Source organism: Actinomadura sp. ATCC 39365, assembly GCF_054392275.1.
In genome coordinates this window covers 8126612-8152228 of the sequence record NZ_CP184335.1, presented here as the reverse complement: position 1 = coordinate 8152228, position 25617 = coordinate 8126612, and the positions used below count along the sequence as shown (strand labels likewise).

Here is a 25617-nt window from a genome sequence, read left to right as displayed (position 1 = left end):
GATGGCGATCGGCGGCCTTGCGTTGATCGTCGCCATGCTCGTCCCGGCCGCGACCGGCGCACGTGCCGCGATCGGGTTCACCAAGTGCACTGGTTCCCAGACGGTGACCTACACCCCCGGCCTCACCGACCAGCCCCGGGAGGTCACGGTCAGCGGGAAGGCCCCCTTGATCGAGTGCGTCTCCAGCAGTGATCCCACCATTGTCCAGGCCGCGTCGACCTTCTCCGCGACAGGGTCGTTCTCCTGCACCTCTGGCACGAGGGCGGGGAGCCGGAGGATCACCTGGAACAACGGCAACACCAGCACGCTGTCCTCGACTTCCACCGTCTCGCTCGACGGCGCCGAAAGCCTCGTTCTGCTCAAGGGCGTGGTGGTCGACGGCGAGTTCGAGGGAGCGCGGTGGACCGGCACGTTCATCATGTTCAGCACGAAGCCTCAGGCCTGTCTCACCGCGGAAGGGCTTGCGGGCGTCTCCGGCTCGCTCACCCTGAGCATCGGCTCACTGTGAACCGGGCCGACTTCGGTGGACACCTTGGTGTGTCCCGGGTCGAGTGTCGTGGAGTGGGTCGTGTCCGTCGCGGGAGGCGCCCCACAGGTCCCCGAGGCGGACCACCCGGTCCACGACCTCGCTCACCGGGACGCCGAGCAACGGCCTGGTGGCGCCGGGCGCAGCCGCAACCGCAGGCAGAACGGGAGGTCCTTGCCGACGTGGTACGAGGCACGGGTGCGCGGGCCGATCACGAGCAGGTCGCTGTGCCCGGCGCGGGTCGTACGGAAGATCAGGGACGTGCCGGGGACGGGGAGGTGCACCAGCGGCGGCCGCTCACCCGCCGCCCGCATGATTGTTGTCACAGGTGCCACGGGCACGGTCGGCGGTGAGGTGGTCCGGCTGCTGGCGGGTCGTGGCGAGCGGGTCCGGGCGATGACGCGGGAACCGTCGAAGGCCACGGTGTCGCCGGAGGTGGAGGTCGTACGGGGGGATTTCGGCGATCCCGGGTCGTTGGCCGGAGCGGCGCGCGGCGCCGACGCCGTGTTCCTGCTCAGTGCCCCCGGTCCGTGGCTCGCCCGGCATGACGAGGCGATGGTCCTGGCGGCGCGGGCCGCGGGGGTGCGGAAGGTGGTGAAGCTCTCGGCGATCGGCACGGGAGAGGAACACGGCGGCGCCAAGGTCGGGGACTGGCATCGGGCCGGGGAGCAGGCGTTGCGCGCGGGTGAGCTGGACTGGACGGTGTTGCGTCCGTCCAGCTTCGCCTCCAACGCGTTGAGGTGGGTTCCGCAGGTCCGGCTGGGGCGGCCGGTGCCGAACACGACGGGCCAGGGCAGGCAGGGGGGCGTCGATCCGCGGGACGTCGCGGAGGTGGTGGTGCGGGCGCTGACGTCCGACGAGCACGTGCGGTCCGTCCTCACGCTGACCGGGCCCGAGCTGCTCAGCGTCCCGGACATGGCCAAGATGCTGGGGGAGACGCTCGGGCGGCCCGTCGAGACGGTGGACGTGCCGCTGGAGGGCCACCGCGCGCAGCTGATCGCCGCCGGGATGGATGCCGAGTTCGCCGACGTCGCGGTCGACGGCTCCCGGCTGGTGGCGCGGGACGGCAACGCCCGGCTCACCCCTGACGTCGAGCGGGTGCTGGGACGTCCCCCTCGCACGTTCCGCACCTGGGCGGCCGATCATCTCCGGTGACGCCGGCCGCCGGGTCAGGGCGAGTGTGCCGTCACTTGTTCCAGGCCACCAGGAACTCCGCCAGCGAGATGCGCCCGTCCACGTCCCCGTCGTGCTCGTCCGAGGAGTGAAAGATCGAGTCGAGTTCGGCCGCGGTGACCTCCTCGCCGCGGGCGTTCATGGCGAGCGCGAACTCCTCGCGGGTGATGTATCCGTCCCGGTCGCGGTCGAACTCCTTGAACGTGGCGGCCGGGTCGTCAAGGTCTGGCATCGGTGACCTCTCCTTCGAAGTACTGACAAAGCAACATCGAAGCACAAGCTCGAACCCGGGCGAGGGACGACGGGCCGAAAACCCGTGCCGGTGCGCGGGCGGCGCCGTCGTCAGGCGAAGATGTCGTTCCCGGCCCTGCTCACCTCCGCGAGGGGTGAGGTGGCCGGAGGCCCGTAAGGTCGCATCGGTGGTCCCTTCGGACATGGGGAGCCGAGCCGCGGGTCCGGGCTCAGGCCGAAGGGGACGGGACCCTATAGGCGCGGCCCACAGCATGGAACCAGTCCTCGTCGAGGAAGCGGCCCGTCATCCGTCCCACGACGGTGAGAAAGGCGTGCGCCAGCTTCTCCTCGCCCGCGTTCAGGTCTTCGCCTCGGGGGAGACCGTGGGCATAGGGCTCGAATTCCGGTCCGGGCATGAACTCGCCGGAGGGGAGAGCGGGGATCTCGGCGACCACGTTTCCGTCCCGGTAATAGGCGAGGTCGGAGAGGCCGTCGATGTCCCGGTCCCAGTCGACCATGAACATCGCACGGTTTCCCGAACTGAGCCACCATCCACCTGTTTCCGGACCGCTGACGCCGATCACCACGGACCAGCCGGGACTGTGGGGCCCGATCCAGAGGCTGTCTTTCTCGTCGATCGGGACGGACGGGTTCGTCATAGTGGCCGCTTCTTGAATCAACCGCACATCGCGCCGGGATCGCGGGTCGAGGCGCATCAGCTCGGCGAGCTCGTCGAGGTCGTCCCGTTCTGTCCAGAGCCCGAAAAAGGTGGTGTCGAACCCGTGCGCCGCCAGCAGTTCATATTGGTCGTGCTGCGGAAGCGCGGTTCGAATGTCGGTCATCTCGTCTTCTCCATGTGGTCGGGCGCTCCGGACACGGCGTCCACAGATCAGGGCGATTCTGGAATCAGGTGACGATCCAGCCCCAGAACTTGTCGTCGGGCAGAACTCGGTTGCGGTCGTAGAAGCTCTACAGGACCTTCCCGTGGCTACCGCGAGCGGTGCTGTTGCGACTGTTCCCGATCGCACGGAGAGAGTAATGGTGCTTCATGCCCCTGTCCGCCGCATGGCCAGCTCCGTCCTTGGTCGAGGCGAAGGGTACTCGTCTTCTTCGGCCTTGCCGGCCTTGATGCTCACCCGCCGATCTCCACGTCTTCGGTGGCCAGCCGGGAGGCGAGCCCGTCGGCGATGATCCTCCACGGCCATGGGCGTGTGCGGTGCCAGAACGCGGATACTGCTGTTGAGCTTGGCGTTCGTAGATCGATCAGGCTGCTCTGCGGTACTTGTTGATCAGTTTTGTGACGATCCTTCGTCAGCGGATCCGGGAAGTCATGTCGATCACCTGGCTGGGGCGTGCATAGGGCGGGCGGAGGGAACGGCCCTGACGCGGGCGATGGTGGCCGAACAGCTGTTCGTACTCAGTCAGGACCTCGCTCAGGTGCCGCTCGCCATGGATGAGCAGGTGGCCGAGGCATTCGCGGCGTAGCGTTCCCACGAACCGTTCGGCGAACGCGTGGGCCCGTGGGACCGGACGGGCGTCTTGACGACCCGCACGCCGGCGGCGGTGAGCACCTCGTCGAACGAGCAGGGAACTGGCCGTCACGGCCCCGGATGAGAGATCTGAAGGCGCTGGCGCGTTCTCTGAGGTTCATGAGAAGGTTTCGGGCTCTCTGGATGGTCCAGGCACCGGTCTGGTTGAAGGTGATGCCCAGTATGTGCACTCAGCGTGTTCGACCTCCATGACGAATAAGACGTACAGGCGTTGAGGGACACGGCGTTGGTGTGCATGAAGTCGCAGGCCAAGATGCCGGAGGCTGGCGAGGTGGGGGGCTGTCGCCAGGTCGGGTGAGGCCTGACGTGGCGCTGATCACTGGCCGACTGCGGCGAGGATCCGACGCGGCACCAAATCTCCGTCCTTAGAGGTGTCGCCGCGCGCGAGAAGCGCCAACCAGCCGAACAACTGGACGATTAGCAGATACAGCAGGCGTAGGAACACGAGTGCTGAGGAGAAGGGCAGGTCAGATGCCATGGACGAGTGTTGGCACCGCGCAGGGCGCGCGGTTGGGGCAGTGGTCGGGTCAATATCGCCGGGTGCTGTCCTTCCGCCCCGGGCAGTGGCCGCATCTGCTGTACCGGCTGCACGCCTACCGCGGACGGCGGGGCGAGCCCGAGACGTTCGGCTGGCAGGACTACCGCGACCTGATCGTCGCGGCAATCAGCAACTCGGCGCGCCGCTCGTGTGGTTCTGGGACATCTGTACGTGCATCTGGCCGCCGAGCCGGACGACTTCGCCGCCGCCAACACCGACTGGCTGCGCAGCTACCGGATGCCCGCCTACGCCCCGCCGCCTCGTCAAACGCAAACTGTAGAAGATCCGGCATCGTCCGCATCCGCTCACCGGAACCTGACCGGGACCGGCTTGACTGTCGAATCGAGATGATCCCCGTTACATGCCTCTACAGGTTCACCCGGTGTAGGTGAGGTGGCGAGTCGATTTGTAACGGGTTGAGTGGGTTTACTCCTATGACAGACCGACACGCACCCTGAAAAGCAATCCGTAAGAAGACGCATCTTAGAGGCTCGATGTCAAGCTGTACGCATAATGGAGGCTCAAGAGCGTCTGGAGCATGTTGTGGGGAACGCGTTCGGTTATGTGCAGCTGCATACGCCCGATATGCAGGGTGCGCAGAGGTTCTACGGTGAGCTGTTCGATTGGGAACTGGAACCGACCGGTCCTGCGGATAAGCCTTACGTGGAAATCCGTGTAGGTGAAGGAGTCGCGGGCGGAATGATGCCGGTGACAGATCAGGATCCCGTTCCCCGATGGGTTCCATATGTGCAAGTCCATGATGTGGCCGACATGTCCATGCGTGCGGCAGCGCTCGGAGCGACTGTCGTCGTTCCTCCCACCGGCCTGCCCGATGGCAGCTTCTACAGCCTGCTCTTCGACCCGGAAGGTGCACCCTTCGCGTTGCATGGGCCGTCCTCGGGCTGATTCTTGCCGCTCTCCTGGAAGGTGGAAGCACGGTGCATGTATCGAATGGCGCGCGGTTGCCGGTTGCCGCCGGGGTTGTTTCAGCGGTTGTCGGACTGTCCATGGTGGCGTGTTCAGAAACAACATCTGACAATGGTGTCAATGAGACGCGCGTTCCGAAGTCCGAGAATAACGGGAATAGCCAGGCCGCCAACATTATGATCACTCGAGGCCGCTATCTTGCCACGATCGGTGCATGCGAAGCCTGCCACACTCCACCTGAAGTGCCGCAGAATCCACCTGACCCCTCGGACAAGAAGCAGATCGCTCGTGAGAGAAATTTCCGCACCGATCCCGACTGGGTGAAGTACCTAGACCACGACCGGCCCAACGCGGGCGGTGTTCCCTTCGTCATCCGTTTGTCGAAAGATTCGAATGCTGTGGTTTATAGCCGGAACATCACTCCGGACAATGAGACCGGGATCGGCAGCTGGAGCGAGGACGACATCGTTAAGGCATTGCGAACGGGAGTGACGAAAAATGGGCGCGTGCTGTTCATGTTCCCGCCCCACTCGTTCTATCCGAATCTGGCCGATGATGATGCATATGCACTCGCCCGCTATTTGAAGAGTTTGAAACCAGTGCGGCACGAGATCCCTGATCGCGTGTTGCCGTTCGACCCGCAACCAGCGAAAAGCGACCCGCCCGAGAAAGCTCCAAGCAGCCGAGACCCTAAACGGGCGGACTACCTTCTCTCAGCCTTGGTCGGATGCACGGAGTGTCACTCTCATCATGAGGGTGGGACTTTGAAGAAATTCGTCGGCGGCGACCCGAAGGACGCGACCACCGGGGTCTTCCGATTTGGCCCGGATCTTCCGTTGCGAGTGCACGAAAGAGGGCTGGCCACGTTTCCATACCCGGGATATGCGGTCTTCTATGCCGACAATCTTACGAAATTCGGTGTCGGCGGGCCGCAGAGTAAGACTTCTGTCAAGAAGATCATGCGCGCCTTCCGTGAAGGTGTATCGCCCGAACCCGACGAGTACGGTCGGCCGAGCCCTCTCAACCACATCATGCTCTGGCAATTCTACTCGCGAATGAGTGATGACGATTCGTATGCTATTGCGCGCCTGATAAAGAAGCTGCGGTATGAACCTCACGAGGTTCCGCGCAGCCCGATCTATTTCGGTGAAGACTGGCGTGCTGCATTCGAGCAGGTATTCGGTGAGCCGCCGTCCGGTAACGACGCAAAAATATTCGGCAAAAACCCGTGAAAGGAAATGGACGATGACTACGGGCGACGAATCCGCGAGACTCGCGCAACTCAACGAAGACTACGACGAACTCCTCGCGCAGATGGGAGACCAGATCGGGCCATATCCTGATGCGGGCATCGACGGTTTTCTTAGCCACTTCATCATCTCACTGGAGATCCTGCAAGGGCCGGCGGCCGGGCAATCGGTGATGTTCACGATGCCCCCCGCGGTTCAGACGGTCTCAAGGTCAGCTCCGTTTCGCTATCGAAGCGGTGGCGACCATTCAGTGCAGATTCCACTCCCCGCGAGTTGTACCTTGCCCAGCACGATTCGTGAGAGCGACTTCATCAACAGGCCGGATGGTTTCTTTCAGGAGGGGCGGGAAACGGTCTGGATGCAAATCCTGAACCTCGACGCGCGTGCAGAAGTTGATGCCCTGGGCCCAGTGCGGATCATACTCGGCGAAACTCTCAAGCGGGAGTATCCTGACGTATTCCAGCCGTCGCTGGGCGTCGCGCAGTCTCTGGGCCCCCGGCGCGGCGGGTTTCCGGCGAAGCTGTTCTTCAATCCTTACGCTCTGATCGAGACGCCTGCCGGCGCGTTTCGCGCCATCCACGGCACGCTTGCCTATGGTCGTATCACCAGCTTCCCACCCATCGGCACTCCGGTGAGCATCTGCGACTGCATCCCTCTCGAAAGCGTCGAGGAAGTGCGCAGAACGGGTTCGCTGCATTCTGTAGACGAATCCATCGAGCCTTTTGCTCGACTGGTTGCACTCTCTCATCCGATCGACGTAGCCATGCAGATTCCCGGTGAAGAAGCATTTCTTCACGTTGAGCGGCGGATCGAGCTGGCGGGTCCGTCCCCACGGCAAGGGTGATGGATGCAAACGGACCGGCCATCGAGTTGTTCCAGCTCACCCGGATGTATGGCAAGGTCCCTGCACTGATCCGCGCCTCCGTGCGGATCGAACGGGGCGAAGCTGTTGTGGTGAGCGGACCAAACGGGGCGGGCAAGAGCACCTTGCTGAATGTCATCACGACGCTGGCCTCGCCTACCTTCGGCTCAGGACAGGTGGTCGGTTTCGACCTTGTGCGCGACCGGATGGCGGTTCGTGAGCGGGTAGAGCTGCTCGGACACCAGACCCGTCTATACGATGATCTGAGCGCGCTGGAAAACCTTCACTTCGTCTGCCGGCTTCATGGCGTGGAGCCCGCGCGTGCGATGTGGGCTGTTGAGCAGGTCGGCCTGATGGACGTGGTCACTGAACCGGTTCGCGCATTCTCAAAGGGAATGCGGCAACGTGTCGCGCTCGCTCGTGCGCTCATGAGGGAGCCGGAGGTGCTGTTGCTCGACGAGCCTTACGTCGGTCTTGACGATGACGCGAAGGGCTTGGTCGACGCGATGGTCCGCACCACGTTGCATGCGGGCCGCACGGTTGTGGCGGCCACGCACGACGACGGCCGCTGCCGATGGACCAGCCGGACGGTGCACATGGAGAATGGACGCATCGCAGCCGGGCCTGGCAACGGCCGGGCCGACGAGGTGAAGCATGACGGCGTATCTGCGTAAGGTGGCGGCGTTGGCCGCCAAGGACCTACGAACGGACCTGCGGGCCCGCCACACTATGGCGATCGTCATGCCGTTCGCCGTCATGCTGCTTGTGACATCCGGCCTCGTATTCGGGCCAGGGCGAACGATGCTCATTCAGGTTCTGCCTGGAATCATCTGGCTCGGCGCGCTGTTCGCAGCTGTGCTCGCATCCGAGCGGTCCTTTGAGAACGAGTGCGCTGACGGTGCGCTGCTGGGGTTGATACTCGCTCCGGTACCGAGGGGGGCAATTTTCACCGGTAAGGCGATCGCTCTCACGGCGCAGCTCATCGTGCTCGAAGCAGGGATGATGCTGCTTGGGGTGATGCTATTTGACCTTCCGGCGATGGCTCGCCCCCTAGAATTGACCGTTGTCATGTTCACGGGTGCGGCTGGACTCGCTGCACTGGGCGTGTTGTTCGGCGCTTTCGCAAGCGCAACGCGGACTCGTTCGGGCGTTTTCCCGCTGCTAGCACTTGTGTTGGCCGCCCCCATGCTGCTCGGTGCGACACGCGGAACCGCCGCAGCCCTCGGTGGCGAGGATCCTGGCGACTGGTTGAGCCTTCTGGTTGCCTTCGACCTCATTGCCTGGTCTCTTGGAGCACTGCTCTTCGAGTCTGTTCTGGAGGACTGAGGAGTGCAGATCCTGTGGCGAACGGCGATTTGGATGTCGGGTGCGGCGGGGCGCCGCGCACTGGCCGTCGTCGCCAATGCCGGTGTGATCGCCGCCATGCTGGTCGCGTTGTTCCTTGTGCCCGCCGACGGGGAGCAGGGCATAGTGCAGCGACTCATGTATCTGCACGTACCCACAGCGTGGGCTGGGTACATGAACTTCACTGTGGTGTTCATAGCCAGCATCGCGTATCTGCGGACGCAGCGGGTTCATTGGGATCGACTCGCCGCTGCCGCGGCGGAGGCAGGCGTGGTGTTCACCGGTCTCACGATCACGCTCGGGGCGCTCTGGGGACGGCCAGTGTGGGGCACTTGGTGGAGTTGGGATCCGAGGCTTACGACGACTTTGATTCTTTTCCTCGTATATTCGGCCTATTTGACAGTCAGGCGACTTCCGGATAATCCCGCTCGCTCCTACAGGTGGGCAGCCGTGGTGGGGATCGTAGGGTTTGCCGATGTTCCCCTGGTGCATCTGTCCGTCTTGTGGTGGCGCTCCCTACACCAGGAACCGTCGCTACTACGCCCGGAAGCGCCGGCATTGGCGCCATCGATGTTGGCAACCCTGGTAGCCGCCACCATGGCCTTCACCGTGATGTCGGTGTGGCTGATCATCATGCGCCTGCGTCTTCGCAGAATGGAAGACCGCACTTTCATCGATGCTTCTGGGCGACTCATCGAGCGGGTCAGGCCGGTGGTCATCCCTGCCATGCCAGAACGGAAAGACTGATGGGCTACCTTGTAGCGGGTTACCTCATAACCACGGGTGTCATGGCCGCGTATGCGATCTCGATTATTCGCCGAACATCTGAGCGCTCCGGCGAGACCAGAGCCAGGCGACGATGAAAGTCCGTCTGGTGCTGCCGCTACTGCTCACCGCCGGCGCGTTGGGTTGGATACTGATTCGCGGCCTGGGTGGCAGCCTCACGTATTACCTGACTCCTGGCCAGATATCCGGTCGCACCGAGGTAGGTACCCAAATACGGATCGGCGGGCAGGTGCAGCCAGGTTCCGTGCGGCATCGGGACGAGCAGTTGCTGTTCGTACTACAGGACGATGTCGGAACGGTTCCTGTGATCTTCAAAGGTAGCGTGCCAGCGATCTTTCGTTCGGGCCAGGGAGCGATCGTTGAGGGGGTCTATGGCCGCGACCATGTGATGTATGCCGACACCCTTGTCGTACAGCACGGCAACCGCTATGCCCCCGACAGTAAGGGGTGAGGTTGTGAGTACAGCACTATTTGGGAGGGTGGCGCTGACCCTAGCTCTTGTTGCGGCGTGCTGGGTCGTAGCTGCCGCGGTTGCGGGCGCACGTGGCCGGGGCACCATGCTTGACAGCGCGAGGAGTGCCACCTACGGGGTTTTTATCGCCGTTGTCGTGACTGTTGCGACCATGGTGGCAGCCCTGCTCGCCAACGAGTTCCGCATTCACTATGTCGCGGATAATTCGAGTTCCGCCACGAGCGCCTTCTACCGCGTGATTGCACTGTGGGCGGGCGACGCCGGCTCGCTGCTCCTATGGAATTTGTGCCTGGCAGGCTACCTGGCGCTCTTCGCGCGTCGCCATCGGCTGCACAGAGAGATCGCGCACGCCTGGGCGTTGGCCGTGATCGGAGTGGTGCAAGTGTTCTATTTGACGCTGACACTCGTCATTGATCCGTTCGCGACCACGGAATCGATGACCGACGGTCGCGGCCCTCAGCCACTGCTCGAGAGCAGTTTCCTTATGGCGTATCACCCTCCGCTGCTCTATTTGGGCTTCGTAGGATTCACTGTTCCATTTGCCCTGGCGATGGGAACCTTGATAGCGCGCGACCACAACCTTCTGGTTCGCTGGACTCCTATGTTGAGACGGTGGTCGCTCATCGCTTGGTGTTTTCTCACCATCGGCCTGGTGCTGGGGGCGTTGTGGGCCTATGAGGTACTGGGCTGGGGCGGGTATTGGGCCTGGGATCCGGTGGAGAACGCGGCGTTCATGCCATGGCTCACTGCCACAGCATATCTTCACAGCACGAGGCTACGAGAACGTGGTGGTCCGCTCGGCAGGTGGAATCTTTATCTCTTGGTCGTCACCTTGTCCCTGATCACCTTGGGTACGTTTCTGACCCGAGGCAGCCTCCTGACGTCGGTGCACGCCTTTGCGGAGTCACCCGTGAGCGGGATGTATCTGGCATTTTTGCTGGTGATCCTGGGAGGTGGTATCTGGCTCGTCCGGACTCGTGCTGGAATGGCCATCAATAATTTCCGCATGCGGTCGCTGCTGTGTCGAGAAACCGCCATCATGGCAAACAACTTGGTATTGATCGTCTTGTGTGTCACCGTGCTCAGCGGAACGCTGTATCCGTTGGTGGTCGAGGCGCTGTCTGGGCCGCGGGTGAGCGTCGGCAGGGCCTACTACGAGGAGATGGCGGGCCCATTGCTGATCCTGCTCGTTCTGCTAGCCGGAGCCGGGCAGTTGCTCGCCTGGCAGGTGTGGTCACCACAGAGGGTCATGGCCCGGGCTGTTCCTGCTGGGCTTGGCTCCGCTGGCGTCGCGGCAGCCGTCATGGCCGCAGGCGTCCGGTCCACGGCCGTTGTCGCGGTGCTTGCGGTAGCCACGTTCACGCTTCTGGTCAACACCATCGAGACGTGGTCGATATGGCGGGCGGGCGGCAAACGCTATAGCGCCTGCGGAGCATTCCTCGGTCACGCCGGATTGGCGATTGCAGCGGCGGGAATCGCCACTTCGATGGGTTTGGCAGGACAAGCAGAGATCACCTTGTCGCCGGGAGAACAGTCGAATTTCAGGGGCGAGATCGTTCATTACCAAGGCGTACAGACTCAGACACGGCCAGAACATACGGATCTGATTACCAAGCTCACCGTAGGAAAGGTTGATCTGTCGCCGTCCCTCCGGCTGGTCCAGCGGTCAGCCGATCCGGTGGGCATGCCGGCCATCAGGCATGATCTCACTGGCGATCTATACGTCTCTGTGCTCGCCATCGAACAACCAGGCGGACGTGCCAACTTTCACTTCTACAGCAATCCCGGAATTGGCCTGCTGTGGGCAGGTGGAGCATGCGCCGCTGCAGGTGGGCTGGTGAGCGTATGCCGCCGACGCCGGGTAAGGGGCAAGCATATCGCAGAAGCCGACGGCCGTTTCTGCAGCGCCACGATGAAACGGGAACCGGTATGAAGCCTTCGTCACGTCTCGTGAACCGACTAACAACAGCGGCGGTGGTCACGGCGCTGACATCTCTTGCGGGCGTACTGATCAGTGTGCTGGTGTGGGATCCAGCGGAGGAGCATGTACCGCTCATCGGACGTCAAGCTCCAGGCTTCAGTCTCGACCGAATCGGGGGGCCTGGGAACGTCACTACGGCGCAGTTCGCCGGTCACCCGATAATTATCAACTTCTGGGCTTCGTGGTGTGATGTGTGTCGCTCGGAGTTTGTTCTGTTGGACGGGGCGCTTGAACGATATCGTGAGAAAGGGCTCGTCGTGCTGGGTGTGCTTGCCCATGACACAAAGGAAAGAGGATACGACTTCCTGCGCCAAACCGGTGTGGACTGGCTGAATGGCGTGGATGTCGACGCGAGGACGACTATTGCGTATGGAGTACGAGGGCTTCCTCAGACGGTTTTCGTGGCACCGGATGGTCACGTCAGCGCTGTTCATTTCGGTGAGCTGGATGATACGGCGCTTGAGAGGTACATCGAGGAGATGACGGGAACGGGTGAATGAGACGGGGACTGATCCTTGTGGTTGTCGCCGTCGCACTCGTGCTCCTTGTCGCCCACCAGCTCAGCGGGCCTCCTTCGCGCGGGGAGCAGGCATATCGCCTGGAGAAGCGACTACGCTGCCCAACGTGTCAGGGCATCTCGGTCGCGGACTCTCCTTCGCCGATCGCCCGCACCATCCGGAGGGTGATCGACTCGGAGTTGAATGCGGGACGCGATCCGCGGGCCATCGAGGCTGACCTCGTCGCTACCTATGGTGATTGGATCCTGCTGGAGCCCCCGAACCGTGGGCTCGGGCTGATCGTCTGGTGGCTTCCCCCGTTGCGATGCTGATCGGACTCGTGCTGGTTGGACGTCGGGTCTGGTGCTGGGCCGACGGTGGTCAGCGGGAGGAAGCTTGAACGAATGGCTCATGCCGGTGGGGGCGGCCGCCCTGACATGGGTGGTGCTCGTGGTGGGACTCTGGCCGCTCATGAGGCTGCCTCGGGTCGAGTATGGAATCGGCTCACGCGCTCATCAGCGATGCTTCAGGTGGATGCTGAGCGGTGCTCTTTTGATCGGGATGGCCACGCTGCTCACAGGATCGGTCCCGCTTCGAACGTCGACGACTACCATGAACGCCGCACTCGAACGTTCGACTCCTGCCCAATCCAGAAATGGTGAACCGCAGTCGATCGAAGAACTGCTGGCCCGGGCGCGCCAGTACATGAGCCAGGGGGCGGTCAGAGATGCGATCGTGCAGTACATCAGAGTTTTGAGTATCGACCATCGTAATGCTGAAGCCTATACATACCTGGGATATATGCAGTATATGGCCGGTCATCTGAAGGATGCACGCTGGGCCGTGGGGCAGGCATTGAGTTTCGATCCGGAAAATACGCAAGCACGATACCTGCGCGGCAGGATTGCACTTGGCGCGGGGCGGACCAGAAAGGCCACGGAGGATTTCTGTGAATACTTGAGGCGGGCGCCCCTTGGGGCTTATCGAGCCGATGTGGGGCGCTTGCTAAGGGCTGTCGGCAAAAGTTGCGGAGGTTGAGCGGTCAGAAGTCTGTTCAGGCGAAATGTCCTCCTGTGTGAGAAGGGGAAACGCTGTCAAAAGTGGCGGATCAGTCAACTGTCGCTTTCGTGGCTGGATGTAGACGACTTCCAAGGGGGTTTGGTCGCCGAGTGTCACATCACTTCCTCTTCCTATATATATGGATGCCTCGGGTGTTTCCATGAGAACTTGTTCGACTGTCGCCTCCACGGCCATACTAATCGCCGATGCGACGACTCTTGCCGGAGATCTCGAAACCGGTATCAGGACCGGGCCCGGAGAAGTGATGACCGTGCACGAGATGGGTCGAGTCTGGGCGATGTGCGAAGGGAACAATCCAATCACGGTGAGGCCATGAGTGAGGTCAGGTCGCTCACGAACCCAGCACTCAAGATGAAATGCGGTACCGTCAGGCTGTGGTGCACTGTTGATATTCATCAGTTCGATGACTGGTACGTCTGCGAACTTGCGCGCCAGAGATCGAAATCGTCCTGGAGATAGCCCCACGAGCCTGGTGAATTGTGACGTAAAAGTGCCCAAGCTGGAGTACCCAACGGAGATGCTGACATCCACGATACTCGTGGATGTCCGTACGAGCATTCGCTTGGCCTCGGAGATTCTTAGGGCGGTGAAGAATCGGCCAGGGGTGGTTGTGGTGATTGTGCGGAAGGTTCGATGAAAGTGAAACAAACTCATGTGCGCGGTCTGTGCGTGATCGCGTAGTTCTAGCGGCTCGGCCAGTCTTTCGTTCATGTTGGCGATTGCCAACCTGATGGACCTGACGTGGTCGTCATGGTGGCATGTGCTGTTTCCTGACCGCATGGCTTCGACCCGGTCCATAGTGCTGCTCCGTTAAGTCATCCGGCCATTTCTGTGCCGATAAGCCTCTACGTCATAATCGTATTGGCTCGACTCGGTGGCGAAGAGAGTTGTCTGGGGCGTTGGGAGATGCGAATCGAGTCCATGGTGAAATATGAAGCTCGTCTGATATTTCACCACAGAATTTTACCTCTGATAGGGTGAATCGTTTCGGTGCTGAACGTTCTTGATGCGCTTCGTGTCGCTTGCGTGCATTGACCGCAGCCGTTCAACAGGTCACAGGAAAGGCCTGCAGTGTACGACGGTGGTGATGACGGGAGCGGCTCGCTTCTGAGGGTGTGGATCGGATGACGATCTCTTGCGCATGGCCGATCGGGCGATCGCCAGCTGCTCCGATTTGATGACCGCTGTCTCCGAGGAGTGGGAACTTGCGATAACCGACCCGTGGAACGCCAAATGGCAAGAGATGGTAGGCGGACCGACGGCGTGGGAGCGAGAACGAGTCGTTGTTCTGCGTGATCGCAGACGGATGATCACCCGGTGACAAGTGCTTCGGGGGAGACGCTCACCAGGACGGCGCCCTTCTGGTCTTTCGCCCCCAGAAGGCACCCCTGTAGCCGTTCCCCGCGCGGGCCGTCTGGGACGCGGCCCGGCGGATTCGCCAGTGCGCCCATGGTTGAGGCGCGGCGGAAGACAGGCGATGGGACATCGACCTCTATGGAAGGTTCCGAACGCACGTTCTCGCGCATGTGGGCGATATCCGACTCGATCGGCCGGGCATGGGCCGCGATCGTGGAGTCCCTGTGTGCCGCGCGGGCATCGGGGCATTTCTCGTCCATTTACTCCATGGCTGTGGACGGCATCGGCGAATGTGTTCCGGCGCGCTTCATGTAAGGGCCGAGTGCCGCGATGAGTTGCGCGGGCAGCGGAGCTGGTTCCAGGCCGGTGGATCGGCGCCGCATGAAGGCGACGGTCTGCCGGCCACGCGCGGCGAGTTCCGGGCCTGCGTCCGCGACGCGCTGGTAGTCGAAGATCATCGTTAGCCGGTTCGTGGTGGTGTCGCACAGTGACATGTGCATCTCGATGAGGTCCAGGGGCCAGCATTCGCGCAGGTAGTCGACACCGCAAGAGACGGTGACGAGGGCGTACCCGTCGTGCAGCATGTCCAGGACGCGGGGGCAGTGTTCGGAGAGGAAGGCTTCGCGGCAGTGTCCCTGCCAGCGGACGTAGTGGGCGAAGTAGGCGTTGCCGGTGAAGTTCGTCTCCTCGAAGGTGACACGGTGGCGGTGGACGTAGGTGCGTGTCATGAGGCGCCGTCCCAGGTGAGGGAGGTGCTCCCTTGTCGGTCCCCTTGGAGACAGACGGCGATCGCGACGGGGCTGGGTAGCTCGCGGACCGCGGTGACCAGACCGGCGATCCGCCGTTGTCCCGAATGCATGAGCAGCCAGCCGTCGTCCCGGGTCTCGGGGACGAGGATGAGGGGATCGGAGGGACCGGCACCGAGCTTGGCCAGGGCTTCCCTGGCGGTCCAAATCCGAGCGGCCGCCCAGGTGTTCGGCTCTCCCGCCGTGACGGTGATCTGCCGTGCGACCTGTGCGTCTGATGTGCTCAGGAGCGAGTCCCAGCGTTGCGTGGGCGCGCCTTCGACGGCTTCCCAATCGACCGCGATGGGCCGCGTTCCGATGGCCACCATCAGGTACCCGGCGTGATGGCTCGCGGAGGCGTACGCGCCAGAGACGATCAGCCGACCCTCCGGACTGTGGCTCACGGCGTGCTCGCCGTCCAAGAGCGTCCGCACCATGCGTTCCGTGGTCGCGGGGGACGAGCGTGTACCGCTCGCGACGCAGACCAGATCGGTCGTGATCGAGGGGAAGAGCCGGTCGAGGGTGCGGGCCAGGTGTGGGCCGAGCATCTCCAGGGACAACGCTTGGGTGTCTGGCATTGGTCCCGTATCGGTGAGCCGCAGTCCACGCCAGGTCTCTATCACGGTGCCGTTCGCGTCGGTGACGTCGAGGTCGTAGACGAACGTGGCGCCGTCGTGGTGGCGTTCCCGGGCACGTACCCGCACAGTTCCTGTGGGAAATGCGATGCTCTGCACCGATTCCACCGCTACGGGCAGCACCCGCTGGCCCGGTACGCAGCCCTGAAGCACGTGGATGTAGGCGTCGCGGGTACCGGGATCGCCCAGGAGCAGGTACGGATCGTGGAATCCGGCGAACCAGGTCGCGGTGAGGTCGGCGTTGACGAGCGCCTCGCATCGGCGTGCGGTGAGCAACTCGTAGCGCCGGAGCCGGTGGAAGCGGGAGCCATGGAAGAACAGGGTGCCGTAGTAATCATGGACGGCGTCGCCTGGGCCCTTGCCGGTGACGAGGGTGCGGACGGGTGACCGGTCGGCGAACCGGCACACTGCGGAAAAGTGGTCCACCGCATAGCCGGTCTCCGCGGCGCGCAGGACGACCTCGATCTGGCCGTCGTCGTGGCTGAGGGCCGCGAGCCGAACGGTGCAAACGCCGTCCGTCGGCACCGTCACCGGCCAGCTGAATCTGATGTGCTCGAAGGCAGGCGCGTCCGTGCGGCCGGCCACCGCCGCGGCGGCCTGAGCCATCGCCTCCATTCCCACGACTGCGGGCAGCAGCGCCACGCCGTCCAGCACGTGGTCGTCCAGATAGAGGTCTTCGGGCATGGACAGGTCGGCTTCGGTGATTAGTTCGACGCCGGGATGATGTATCAGGGGGCGTTGCAGAAACCGCCAGGTCGGCACCGCTTCCCGTTCGTACACCAGCGTCTGCCCCCGCGGATGCCGTCCGCAGACCATGACGTCGAACGGCAGGTCGTTCTCGGCGAGGAGGTCCATGAAGGCCGCGACGCCCTCGGGCACCGGGATGGGTGCGACACCCTGACGAGTCAGCATGTCAACAGCGCCGAGTCGTGCCCCCATGCCGGTGCCGGACCAGACTGACCATTCGATGTTCAGGCACCGGCATCGGGGCAGCCGCGCGGCCGCGTCCGCGACGCGGAGGCGCAGCCGCTCATTGGCCAGCGCGTAGTCGCTCTCACCTGGCAGGCCGATCCGGGCGATGACCGACCCGAAGGTGATCAGCATGCGCAGGTCCGCCTCGTCGAGCTCGGACAGGAGGAGTTCCAGCCCCTGCACCTTCGGAGCGAACGTCGCGCGCATCCGCTCCGGGGTCATGGCCTCGATGCGGCCGGGCCGGTTGTGCCCGGCGGAGTGCACGAGGCCGCGGACCGGTCCCAGCTTGGAAGCGTGCCGTACCGCGTGGCGTACCGCCTCGGGGTCGGTGATATCAGTGCGCAGGTAGATGGCCTTCGCCCCGGCGGCGGCGAAACGCTCTAGATTCGCGGCGACCTCCGGATCGTCGATTTCGCTGCGGCCCAGCAGGACGATACGGGCGCGGGTGGCCTGGGCGAGTGCGAGGGCGCACTCTGCGCCGATTCCCTTGGCTCCGCCGGTGACGACACACACATCTTCGGGTCCGAGCGGGAGAGTGCGGACCGGGTCGCCGCGCCGACGCAGCCGTCGATGACGTGTCACCGGCGTGGTCCGCCCGCCTCGGCCGTCGACGGTGATCTCGGTGTACCCGTGGAAGACCCGCGATGCCTCCTCTGCCGCCTGCTCCAGCCCTGCCTTCGTCGCAGGTGCGTCGATCACCAGACAGTCGGTGTCGGGACGTTCGGCTACGAGGCTCCGGCCGAGTGCGGCGCCCAGGCCCTGGTGGTGCAGGACGACAATCGGCACGTTCTCGGCCGCGGCCTCCTGGAGCGCGGCGGTGAGGACGTCGGCGGCGTCCCCGTCACCGGGCGGTAGCGCGACGAGCCGGCTCGGCGCGCCTTCTCCAGGCGGGAAGCAGACGGAAAGCTCGTCGGCGAGAGGATGGTGTGTGGCCGACATCTTCCAGTCCCGGGCGGCGGCCCTACCGGGCGGCGGGGCGGGCACCCAGCGGTGCTCGAACGCTCGCACCCAAGGGGCGACCCCGGCGATGAGGGAGTCGAGCTCCTGCCCGGCCTCGGGCAGCTCGTCCACGTAGGCGGCCAGGTCGGCGACCGTGGCGCCGGCCAGTGCGGGAGGCGCCACGGGCGCGGCCCTGCCCAGACGGGCGGCGGCTTCGGCGGCGAGCCGACCGACCTTCAGCGAGTTGAGGTGCAGATCGGTGAGGAGCCGGTCCTGCGGCCGTACCGCGGGCAGTTCCAGTTCGGTGACGAGCAGCTCCTCGACCACGGCGCGCGCGTCGCAGGCCGCCTCGGGCGGCACTCCACGCGTGGGCGTCCCGGTCTTGGCTGGTTCGCCCGCTCCTTGGTGCTCAGGCCAGGCGGGAAAGGTGGTCTCGCACGGGCTGGTCAGCAATCGCCTCGGCTGCGAGGCGTCGATGTGCCGTGCTCCTCTGCCGTGGACGAAGGCACCGGCGTTCGCGCCGCAGGCGGCGAACAGGGCCGCCGTCACCTCCGCAGCGGGGCGCGCCGAGGGGTTGCCGCTGTCGAGAGCGACTACCGGTACGCCCGCCTGCTCCGCGATACCGGTGAGCATCGTGCCCGGTCCGGCTTCGATGAGCAGATCGGCGTGGGCGAGCAGGCCCTCCAGGGCGTCGGCGAACCGTACCGGCGCGGTGAGCTGCTCGCTCAGCAGGGCGGCCAGGTCGACGTCGGCGGTGATCAGCTTTCCGGTGACCGAGGAGTACACGTCACGCCGCGGGGGACGGAGCCGGGCCGCCTTGAAGTGCGGCTCCAGTTCCTCGGCCGCCGGAGCCATGACGGACGTGTGGAAGGGGTGGGACACGCGCAGACGCGTCGCCCGAACCCCGTGCTCAAGCACCCGGGCCAGAACCGTCTCCAGGTCCTGCGCGGGACCGGCGACGGTCACCGACGCGGGACCGTTGCAGGCGGCGATGACGGCTGCGGTGCCCTCGATGAGACGTCGGGCCGGCTCGGGACCGGTGGCGAGACTGATCATGCCCCCTTCTCCGGGCATCTGGCCCATCGCCTCGCCCCGCGTGCGGGCGAGCCGCAACGCTTCCCGCTCGCTCAGCGCATCGGCCCAGCACAGTGCGGTGAGCTCGCCCAGGCTGTGTCCCACTGCGCCGACGGCGGCCACGTCCAGCGCGGCCACGTAACGTAGTCCGGCGAGCGAGGAACGCACGATGGCGTGCTGCGCCACGGTGGTGTCGGTCGTGCCCGCCTCGACCGGGCCGTCGGCGAACAGGTCGCCGGTGTCGACCAGCCGCCCCGTCCAGCCCGCGTCCGGATACACCGGCGCGGCCTGACCGGGCAGCAGCAGCCCGGGGCGTGCCGGTCGGCGTCCCCACACGAACGTTCCGTCACGCACGCCGACATGCGCGTCCTCCCCGGCCAGGACGAGCCCGAGCGCGCCATGCAGACGATCGGCGAGCATGGACGGGCCGTCCGCGACGAGGGCCGCCCGCCACGGCCGGTCGCGCAAGGCCTGCCGGGTGAGCGTCACCGCCAGGTCGGTGAATTCGGCGTCGGACAGTTCGGCGGCGTGCCCGGCCAGCATCCGCAGCTCGCGCGCGAGTCCCTCGCGGTCGGCGGCGCCGAGCGCGACCACCTCCCAGCCGGGAGGCCGCATGCTCAATCGCCGCTCTCTCGCAGTCAGAGTCGTCCGCCGGGCGGGCCGTGCCTCGGACACGACGACGTGGGTGTTGATACCGCCGAACCCGGCGGAGGTGACGCCGGCGCGGCGATGCGGGCCGCACCATGGTTCGGCGTCCTGCGCCGTACGGAGCACCGGTGCGTTGTCGGTCAGCTCGGGACGCGGCGACCGGCAACCGGTGGTCGGCGGCAGCAGCTCGTGGTGGACGGCGAGGACGGCCTTGAGCAGGCCGGCGATGCCGGCGGCCGCCTTGGTGTGGCCGATGTTGGCCTTGATGCTGCCCAGCACCGCAGGGGCGCCCGCGCGGCCGGCCCGTCTCAGCGTGGCAGTGAGCGCGTCCAGTTCGACAGCGTCGCCGACCTGAGTGCCCGTGCCGTGCCCTTCGAAGAGATCCACCGTCGCGGGTGAGAAGCCAGCCATGCGGTAGGCGCGGTCCAGCGCGAGTGCCTGACCACGCTGCTCCGGCCGGGTCAGGCCGCCCGCGCCGTCGGATGACACGCCCCAGCCGCCGATGAGGGCATACACCCGCATGCCGCGCTCGTGGGCGTGGGACAGGCGGGTGAGCGCCACCATCCCGCAGCCTTCTCCGGGAAGGAAGCCGGTCGGGTCACGATCGTAGATACGCATCTCGTCCTCGGCCAGCGCGCCGAGGCGGGCGAATCCAACCAGTTCGAACGGATCCAGGCTCAGGTCGACCCCGCCCGCCAGGGCGAGGTCCAGTTCACCCCGCTGCAGCGCGGCACACGCGTTGCTCACGGCGAGCAGTGACGATGCGCAGGCGCCGTCGACGGTGTAGCCGAAGCCGTGGAAGTCGTAGTGGTTGCAGATCCGCCCGGCGATCGTGTTGGCCAGCGCGCCGGCCAGCGACTCGTCCCCGGGTACGGGGAACGGCCGCTTGAAGTCCTCCTCCAGGCGGGCGAGCATCCGGGCGCGCTGCTCGGGCGTCAGGTCCTCGGCTGACAGCGCGGCGGCGACGGTACGGCGCACATACGGCCAGCGGGTGCGCAGCCCATGGGCCCGGGTGACGTCGCCGGTCAGGGAGTTGCCGATGACGACGCCGACCCTGTCACGGTCCAGCCCCTCGCCGCCGGGTGCTCCGGCGTCGCTCAGGGTGGCGTCGGCGACTTCGAGCGCGAGCCAGTGCGCCGGATCGACGGCGCGATACAGGGAGCCTGGCACGCGGAAGCGCTCGCGGTCGAACGTCCAGCCTTCCAGGAGCGCCGCACGCTTGACGTAGGTGGTGTCGGCGGCCGACCGGTCGGAGGAGATGTAACCCCGAGGGTCGAGCCGCTGGGCAGGCAGCCGGCGGAACGCCCGCCGCCTCGCCAGCACGCTCTCCCACAGGCGGCTCGGGTCGTCCGCGTCGGGGAAGCGGCATCCGATTCCCACGACCGCGATGGGCTCGTCCATCAGGAGTTCCTCGATTCGGCGGCCACTTCGAGGGGAGCGGTGACAGGGGCGGGCCGCCGGTCGGGGGCCGTGCGCCGCCACAGGTTCAGTGCGGCCAGTCCCAGCCAGCGCGTCACGCAGACCGACGTCAAGGCGAAGAACAGCCCGAATGACACGCCGGCCGCCACCAGGACCCCGTAGGCGGCGGCGACGGACAACCCGAACGCGACCTGGCGGCGGGGGGCGACCGGGGTGCTGCCCGGGTCGGTGATCATGTAGTTGGTGTAGAGGATGAAGGCCACGCCGCTCATCGGCAGCAGCGCGCTCGGCAGCCAGACCTCCGTCAGCACCGCCCGCATCACGGCCTGCAGGACGAACCCGCCCAGCCAGCCGAGGATCAGCGGCATCTTCCCGGTCAGCTTGGCGTTCAGCATGGTCCCGGCGGCAAGGATGACAAGCGGGATCACCCATCGCCACAGGCCGGGGGTGTACTCGGTGAACTGGTACGGCGGCGCGATGCCGACCCACGGGAACAGCAGGAGGACGACGGTGATCCCGGTGTTGGACGGGTTCAGGACGTGCCTGAGCCGCCCGTGGACGCGTATCCGGACGACGTACTTGGTGGCGATGGCGACCGCGACCGCGAGCATGTACGGGGCCAGCCGGTCACCGGCGAAGAGCAGCATCGCCGAGGCCAGCCCGGCGATGTGCGCCGGAAGCAGGAAGTCGGCGAATGTCGCCGCCGAGCCCAGGAACCGGGGCCGCCGTCGAGAGACCAGTGCTTCGAGGCTCTCCAGGGTCAGTTCGACGGCGTAGGCGGTCAGCACCGTCACGATCGGCGTGAGGTATGCCTGCTCGAAGCCGAGCCACGCATGCCCCAGCACGGTCAGGACGGTGATGGACAACGCGAAGCGTCGTAGCGACTTGATTCGCCGTTGGTCGGGCGACAGTTCAGCGGCCACGTCGGCCTCCGTTCGACGAGCCGTGCTCCAGGACCACGGTGTGCCATCCCGGCCGCAGGGCCCGGGTGATGCGATGCAGGCCCGACGCGTCCCGCCAGGTGATCTCGACGGTCACGTCCCGCAGCGGGCGGTCGCCCAGGCCGAAGAGCAGGTCGGGGCTGGACACGCCGGTGTGCCCGTTGGCCGGGTAGACCTGCTGGGTCTGCGAAGGCGAACCCGGTGCCGACACGGTGACGCGTGCGCCGATGGCCGGGGTGAGCGCGCCGTCACGACCCGCCGGTGCCGGCACCCGCAGCCGCAGGCCCACGTGGTCACCGACCGGGCCGGCGTTGCGGTAGAACGTCGACCGGCCCCACTGGTTGGCCACCGCGAAATCCAGACGGCCGTCGGCGTCGGTGTCGGCCAGGGCGAAGGACCGGCTGGGCGTCTCCTGTTCCAGATCCAGCATGGTGGACAGGTCTGTGTAGCGGCCCTGCGGCGTCCGGACGAAGAATCTGTTGTGCGCGGCCCCGGAAAGGTCGTCCCCTGGGCCGAAGTCCGGCCAGGCGGCGGGTTCCCGCAGCAGGGAGTCGTTGGTCATCGCCAGTTCCTGGAGTTGAGGCCAGCGGTTGGTCTCCCCCTTGATGAACCCGACGGCCTGCAGGATCTGCTGCTCGCCGCTGTTGGTGAAGTCTCCGGTCTTGATGTCCCAGGCCCAGCCGGACCGGGACAGGCCCAGTTCCTCGCTGCGGTCCTGGTACGGGGCAACGCCCTTGAGCAGGTCGTCGGCCGTTCCGGTGGGGGCGAACGCGAAGTTGCTCTCCTGGAGCGCGTAGGGAAGCGTGATGTTGCTGACCAGGATGTGCGGCAACGGATCGGGGCCCAGCTGGGCGAACGCGACGCCCATGCCCTTGAACGAGTCACGCCCGACGACCTTCGACTTCGGCGTGGAGAGCGTGCGGGTCCCGGCGGCGGTCGTGAAGCGGACGCGGCCGGGCGAGGAGCGGTTGACCAGCAGATGGTCGCGTCCGAAGTCGTTGGCGAGGTACAGCTCCGGCAGCCCGTCGCCGGTGAGGTCCTGCGCGCCCGTGGCCAGCGTCCAGGAGGTGCGAGCGTCCGGTGGCAGCGCCTGCGGTTCTTCCTGGAAGGACGCGTCCGGAGCGGCCCCGCCCAGACCCGACTTCCACAGCAGGACGTGTGCGGTGCCGGCGCCCGCGGCATTGGACATGCCGTCCTGCATCTTCATGAGCGGATCCGGCCCGGCCTCCGGATCCAGCACGCGGGCGCCGTCGGCGAAGTAGTTCCCCACGATGACGTCCGGACGGCCGTCGCCGTCGACGTCGGCGATGTTCACGGTCTCGGTGTTCCAGATCCGCGGGGGCGAGACCAGTTCCCGTGACCGGAAGCCGTCCGCGGTGGGGGGTCGATCGAGCTCGTCACGCCGCAGGTAGAGGACGGGTGACCGCCCCCAATAGGAGACCAGCAGGTCGGCGCGCCCGTCCTGGTTGAAGTCGCCCGGCACGCAGCCCATCGGCGCCATCGTCGCCGGATTCCACCACAATCCCCGGGGCGTCAGCCGGAACGGCGTGAAGCGATCACCCGTGCCCGGCGCCGGGCGTACGGTCAATGAGTCGTCGCGCGGATCCACCAGGCACACGTCGCCGTCCCGGCCGCTGCCCGCGATGTCGGCGATGGCCACGGCCGCGCCGACCGCCGAGATCCACGCCGAGATCCGGGCGAGGCCGGGCGCCACCCGGCGGACCGTCGCCACGTGTGCGGGGTCGCCGTCCAGATCCATCCGGACGAAGCGAAAGCGCTCGGCCAGTCGCGCCCGCTCGTCCTCCGCCACGGTCGGCTCCCGGCTCACGGTCACGAGCGCCCCCACGACCGCGAGTGCCACGGCGGGCACCAGCAGTCCGCGCCATATTCGTTGCAACACGATCCCCCCGAACACGTGCTGTGATTTCCCGTCGTACTCTTCGATCCGTCTACTCGGCTCCGGAGAGCCGGCGGATCTCACGTCGCCACAGGAGGAATTCCTGGACGGTCCCGTCACCGGAGAGCGAGGCAGCCGCCTTCTGCGTCCAGTCCGCGGCGGTGTCGACATCGACCCCGGCCAGGCGGCGTACGGCCTCCCGCGTGTACCCGGGCACATGGCCGGCGCGACGTCGTGCCTCTGCGGCGAAGGCGGCCCCCTGGGCCACATGAGCCCGATGTCCAGCGGACAACTCCGCCAGGCGGCCTAGTTCCTCCCCGGTGGCGCCGCCGGCATAGGCCGCCGCGAGACCGACACCGCTCCACAGATGGGGCCGGTGCTCCGGAGGGGCGGCGTCGATCACGACCGCTATCGACTCAGGGTCGGCGGACTCGATGAACCACAGACTCCGGCCCATGCCCTGGCACCGCACGGCGTCCGTCGCTCGCAGCGGGCCGCGGCTCCTGCGGCGGCGCAGCGCGCGTCGGCCGCCGAAGAACCCGAGGGAGAATCCCCATCCGTCCTGTGCGAGCCACCCGAGCAGAGGATCCAGTCCCAGCAGCCGGCGCGCGCCCGGGTAACGGAGCCGGGCGAGCGCCCATCCCGCCCCGACGTGGATCACGTAGGGGTGCTCCTCACCCGTCCCTGCGAGCAGCGCCTTCGTACGGCGTCCTCGGGACAGCAGAAGGCCGTCCATCAGGGCGGACGCCATTCCCGCACCCTCGAAGGCGAAGCCACGCTCCTCGGGCTCCACCGAACCGAGCCGCGCGTGCACCTGGCCGATCGGAGAACCGGCCATCGCAGTGTTGAACCCGTACAGGAACGATCTGGCATGCCCTTCGAGGACAGCACGGCTGACGGGACGATTCAGGGTGAATCCTCGCTCGGCAAAATCCGCGAGCCCGTCCACAAGTCTGAAACGGCTGAAAACAAGGTTCCGCCACCCGGACATTAACGACCAGCACCTCAAAGAAGTTCTTGGCAATTGCGCGACAACGCTAACAATGCTCTCAATATCGGGAGCATAGCATGGGGAAAAGGTGGAATTTCGGCCGATTTGCCAGGACTGGCACGCTTAGCGCATGCATGCATTTAGCGGCATTGCCAAGTAATTTCGGCGCCATCGGACATGTTTTAACGCGATGGCCACCTGGCACCAGAACATCCCCCTCGGGCAACGGCGTGTCCTCTCCTGTGGGGTCTCCGGGCCAGAACCATCGCGAACCCGCTCATGCGCTTTCCCTCGACGGACGCGCGAGTCGTCCTCGCGCGGCCATGCGGCAGTGGACCTCCGCATCGCCTCTGGGCCATAGGGCGCATCCGATCCGCCACAAGACATTCACAACGTCATGCCAGAAAATGAGCTGGAACAAGCAAAGATCTCACACCCGGCGACAACGTTCCGTTGACAAAAGCCTGATCGACCTTCCTTGATCACATCAATGGTCGCGGCTGGCGCATCGGCGGAGCCATCGTCTGATGGCCACCCTGGCCCCTCATCTAATTTCGCGAAGACTATCCGGATGAGTCTTGAGCGCCTTCTCCCACAAAGCCCAGGGGCAAGTCAAGGAGAATGCTTTTCCTGCCTGGAGAACGATGCCGATTCTCGCTGGGAAGGAGATCCGATATGACCGAGACCACCATGGGCAGGTACCTCCTGCAGTGCGCTGTCGGCGCTCAACGGCAGTACCATGA

Annotated in this window: 23 protein-coding genes; 13 read left to right on the top strand and 10 right to left on the bottom strand. The window is 65.5% G+C overall.

Annotated features, from left to right (window positions below; all coding sequences use genetic code 11):
• Position 1 precedes the first annotated feature (1 nt).
• A complete protein-coding gene (locus ACNF49_RS39400) occupies positions 2-508 on the top strand; it encodes a hypothetical protein (RefSeq protein WP_482940862.1) in 507 nt (168 codons plus the stop codon).
• A gap of 122 nt (positions 509-630) precedes the next feature.
• Here ACNF49_RS39400 and ACNF49_RS39395 read toward each other — a convergent pair whose 3' ends face one another.
• On the bottom strand, positions 631-852 hold the full coding sequence (locus ACNF49_RS39395) for a hypothetical protein (RefSeq protein ID WP_482940861.1): 222 nt from the start codon (positions 850-852) through the stop codon (positions 631-633).
• On the opposite strand from ACNF49_RS39395, the gene ACNF49_RS39390 reads away from it, so the two are divergent.
• Positions 839-1681, top strand: a complete 843-nt coding sequence (locus ACNF49_RS39390) for an NAD(P)H-binding protein (protein ID WP_482940860.1) — start codon at positions 839-841, stop codon at positions 1679-1681. The genes ACNF49_RS39395 and ACNF49_RS39390 overlap by 14 nt on opposite strands.
• A gap of 31 nt (positions 1682-1712) precedes the next feature.
• Here the strand turns inward: ACNF49_RS39390 and ACNF49_RS39385 are convergent, their stop codons facing one another.
• From ACNF49_RS39385 to ACNF49_RS39375, 3 genes are all read right to left on the bottom strand, one after another.
• A complete protein-coding gene (locus ACNF49_RS39385; protein WP_357971362.1) occupies positions 1713-1931 on the bottom strand; it encodes an EF-hand domain-containing protein in 219 nt (72 codons plus the stop codon).
• Between the two features lie 229 nt (positions 1932-2160).
• On the bottom strand, positions 2161-2772 hold the full coding sequence (locus ACNF49_RS39380; protein ID WP_482940859.1) for a hypothetical protein: 612 nt from the start codon (positions 2770-2772) through the stop codon (positions 2161-2163).
• Positions 2773-3796: 1024 nt separating this feature from the next.
• Entirely contained in the window at positions 3797-3958 is a 162-nt protein-coding gene (locus ACNF49_RS39375) for a hypothetical protein (RefSeq protein WP_482940858.1), read from the bottom strand.
• Positions 3959-4531: 573 nt separating this feature from the next.
• Here ACNF49_RS39375 and ACNF49_RS39370 point away from each other — a divergent pair.
• The 11 genes from ACNF49_RS39370 to ACNF49_RS39320 all read left to right on the top strand — a co-directional run bounded on the left by ACNF49_RS39370 (position 4532) and on the right by ACNF49_RS39320 (position 13175).
• Positions 4532-4924 carry a VOC family protein gene (locus tag ACNF49_RS39370; RefSeq protein ID WP_357971358.1) on the top strand — a complete coding sequence of 131 codons (393 nt, stop codon included), beginning with the start codon at positions 4532-4534 and terminating at the stop codon, positions 4922-4924.
• Positions 4925-4956: 32 nt separating this feature from the next.
• Positions 4957-6177: a hypothetical protein gene (locus tag ACNF49_RS39365; protein WP_482940856.1), complete on the top strand. Its 1221-nt coding sequence runs from the start codon at positions 4957-4959 to the stop codon at positions 6175-6177.
• A 13-nt stretch (positions 6178-6190) separates the two neighbouring features.
• Positions 6191-7039, top strand: a complete 849-nt coding sequence (locus ACNF49_RS39360) for a hypothetical protein (protein ID WP_357971356.1) — start codon at positions 6191-6193, stop codon at positions 7037-7039.
• Positions 7039-7731, top strand: a complete 693-nt coding sequence (gene ccmA, locus ACNF49_RS39355) for a heme ABC exporter ATP-binding protein CcmA (RefSeq protein ID WP_482940855.1) — start codon at positions 7039-7041, stop codon at positions 7729-7731. The genes ACNF49_RS39360 and ccmA overlap by 1 nt, the downstream gene beginning before the upstream one ends.
• Positions 7712-8383 (top strand): heme exporter protein CcmB, encoded by a 672-nt coding sequence (locus ACNF49_RS39350; RefSeq protein WP_357971354.1) that lies wholly within the window; start codon positions 7712-7714, stop codon positions 8381-8383. The genes ccmA and ACNF49_RS39350 overlap by 20 nt, the downstream gene beginning before the upstream one ends.
• A 3-nt stretch (positions 8384-8386) precedes the next feature.
• The gene (ccsA, locus tag ACNF49_RS39345; RefSeq protein WP_482940854.1) at positions 8387-9148 is read left to right on the top strand and encodes a cytochrome c biogenesis protein CcsA; all 762 of its coding nucleotides are present in this window, start codon (positions 8387-8389) and stop codon (positions 9146-9148) included.
• Positions 9149-9260: 112 nt separating this feature from the next.
• The gene (locus ACNF49_RS39340; RefSeq protein WP_357971352.1) at positions 9261-9638 is read left to right on the top strand and encodes a cytochrome c maturation protein CcmE; all 378 of its coding nucleotides are present in this window, start codon (positions 9261-9263) and stop codon (positions 9636-9638) included.
• Positions 9639-9795: 157 nt separating this feature from the next.
• Entirely contained in the window at positions 9796-11592 is a 1797-nt protein-coding gene (locus ACNF49_RS39335) for a heme lyase CcmF/NrfE family subunit (RefSeq protein WP_482940853.1), read from the top strand.
• Positions 11593-11633: 41 nt separating this feature from the next.
• Entirely contained in the window at positions 11634-12140 is a 507-nt protein-coding gene (locus ACNF49_RS39330; RefSeq protein ID WP_482940852.1) for a TlpA family protein disulfide reductase, read from the top strand.
• Positions 12137-12469, top strand: a complete 333-nt coding sequence (locus ACNF49_RS39325; RefSeq protein WP_482940851.1) for a cytochrome c-type biogenesis protein — start codon at positions 12137-12139, stop codon at positions 12467-12469. Before ACNF49_RS39330 ends, ACNF49_RS39325 begins: the two co-directional genes overlap by 4 nt.
• A gap of 64 nt (positions 12470-12533) precedes the next feature.
• On the top strand, positions 12534-13175 hold the full coding sequence (locus tag ACNF49_RS39320; protein ID WP_482940850.1) for a tetratricopeptide repeat protein: 642 nt from the start codon (positions 12534-12536) through the stop codon (positions 13173-13175).
• Here the strand turns inward: ACNF49_RS39320 and ACNF49_RS39315 are convergent.
• The 6 genes from ACNF49_RS39315 to ACNF49_RS39290 all read right to left on the bottom strand — a co-directional run bounded on the left by ACNF49_RS39315 (position 13143) and on the right by ACNF49_RS39290 (position 24832).
• Positions 13143-13928, bottom strand: a complete 786-nt coding sequence (locus ACNF49_RS39315) for a helix-turn-helix transcriptional regulator (RefSeq protein ID WP_498703300.1) — start codon at positions 13926-13928, stop codon at positions 13143-13145. The two genes, ACNF49_RS39320 and ACNF49_RS39315, sit on opposite strands and share 33 nt — an antisense overlap.
• 905 nt (positions 13929-14833) lie before the next feature.
• Positions 14834-15301, bottom strand: a complete 468-nt coding sequence (locus ACNF49_RS39310) for an acyl-CoA thioesterase (RefSeq protein ID WP_357971346.1) — start codon at positions 15299-15301, stop codon at positions 14834-14836.
• Positions 15298-21027 (bottom strand): type I polyketide synthase, encoded by a 5730-nt coding sequence (locus ACNF49_RS39305; RefSeq protein WP_482940849.1) that lies wholly within the window; start codon positions 21025-21027, stop codon positions 15298-15300. The genes ACNF49_RS39310 and ACNF49_RS39305 overlap by 4 nt, the downstream gene beginning before the upstream one ends.
• A complete protein-coding gene (locus ACNF49_RS39300; protein WP_482940848.1) occupies positions 21027-21968 on the bottom strand; it encodes an enediyne biosynthesis protein UnbU in 942 nt (313 codons plus the stop codon). The genes ACNF49_RS39305 and ACNF49_RS39300 overlap by 1 nt, the downstream gene beginning before the upstream one ends.
• Positions 21958-23886 (bottom strand): CRTAC1 family protein, encoded by a 1929-nt coding sequence (locus tag ACNF49_RS39295; protein WP_482940847.1) that lies wholly within the window; start codon positions 23884-23886, stop codon positions 21958-21960. The genes ACNF49_RS39300 and ACNF49_RS39295 overlap by 11 nt, the downstream gene beginning before the upstream one ends.
• Before the next feature lie 49 nt (positions 23887-23935).
• On the bottom strand, positions 23936-24832 hold the full coding sequence (locus ACNF49_RS39290) for a DUF1702 family protein (protein WP_482940846.1): 897 nt from the start codon (positions 24830-24832) through the stop codon (positions 23936-23938).
• Between the last annotated feature and the right edge of the window lie 785 nt (positions 24833-25617).

Coding starts and splice junctions, on each gene's coding strand:
- ACNF49_RS39400 (WP_482940862.1), top strand. CDS start 2: ATGGCGATCGGCGGCCTTGCGTTGATCGTCGCCATGCTCGTCCCGGCC.
- ACNF49_RS39390 (WP_482940860.1), top strand. CDS start 839: ATGATTGTTGTCACAGGTGCCACGGGCACGGTCGGCGGTGAGGTGGTC.
- ACNF49_RS39385 (WP_357971362.1), bottom strand. CDS start 1,931: ATGCCAGACCTTGACGACCCGGCCGCCACGTTCAAGGAGTTCGACCGC.
- ACNF49_RS39380 (WP_482940859.1), bottom strand. CDS start 2,772: ATGACCGACATTCGAACCGCGCTTCCGCAGCACGACCAATATGAACTG.
- ACNF49_RS39375 (WP_482940858.1), bottom strand. CDS start 3,958: ATGGCATCTGACCTGCCCTTCTCCTCAGCACTCGTGTTCCTACGCCTG.
- ACNF49_RS39370 (WP_357971358.1), top strand. CDS start 4,532: ATGGAGGCTCAAGAGCGTCTGGAGCATGTTGTGGGGAACGCGTTCGGT.
- ACNF49_RS39360 (WP_357971356.1), top strand. CDS start 6,191: ATGACTACGGGCGACGAATCCGCGAGACTCGCGCAACTCAACGAAGAC.
- ccmA (WP_482940855.1), top strand. CDS start 7,039: ATGGATGCAAACGGACCGGCCATCGAGTTGTTCCAGCTCACCCGGATG.
- ACNF49_RS39350 (WP_357971354.1), top strand. CDS start 7,712: ATGACGGCGTATCTGCGTAAGGTGGCGGCGTTGGCCGCCAAGGACCTA.
- ACNF49_RS39340 (WP_357971352.1), top strand. CDS start 9,261: ATGAAAGTCCGTCTGGTGCTGCCGCTACTGCTCACCGCCGGCGCGTTG.
- ACNF49_RS39325 (WP_482940851.1), top strand. CDS start 12,137: ATGAGACGGGGACTGATCCTTGTGGTTGTCGCCGTCGCACTCGTGCTC.
- ACNF49_RS39315 (WP_498703300.1), bottom strand. CDS start 13,928: ATGAACGAAAGACTGGCCGAGCCGCTAGAACTACGCGATCACGCACAG.
- ACNF49_RS39310 (WP_357971346.1), bottom strand. CDS start 15,301: ATGACACGCACCTACGTCCACCGCCACCGTGTCACCTTCGAGGAGACG.
- ACNF49_RS39305 (WP_482940849.1), bottom strand. CDS start 21,027: ATGGACGAGCCCATCGCGGTCGTGGGAATCGGATGCCGCTTCCCCGAC.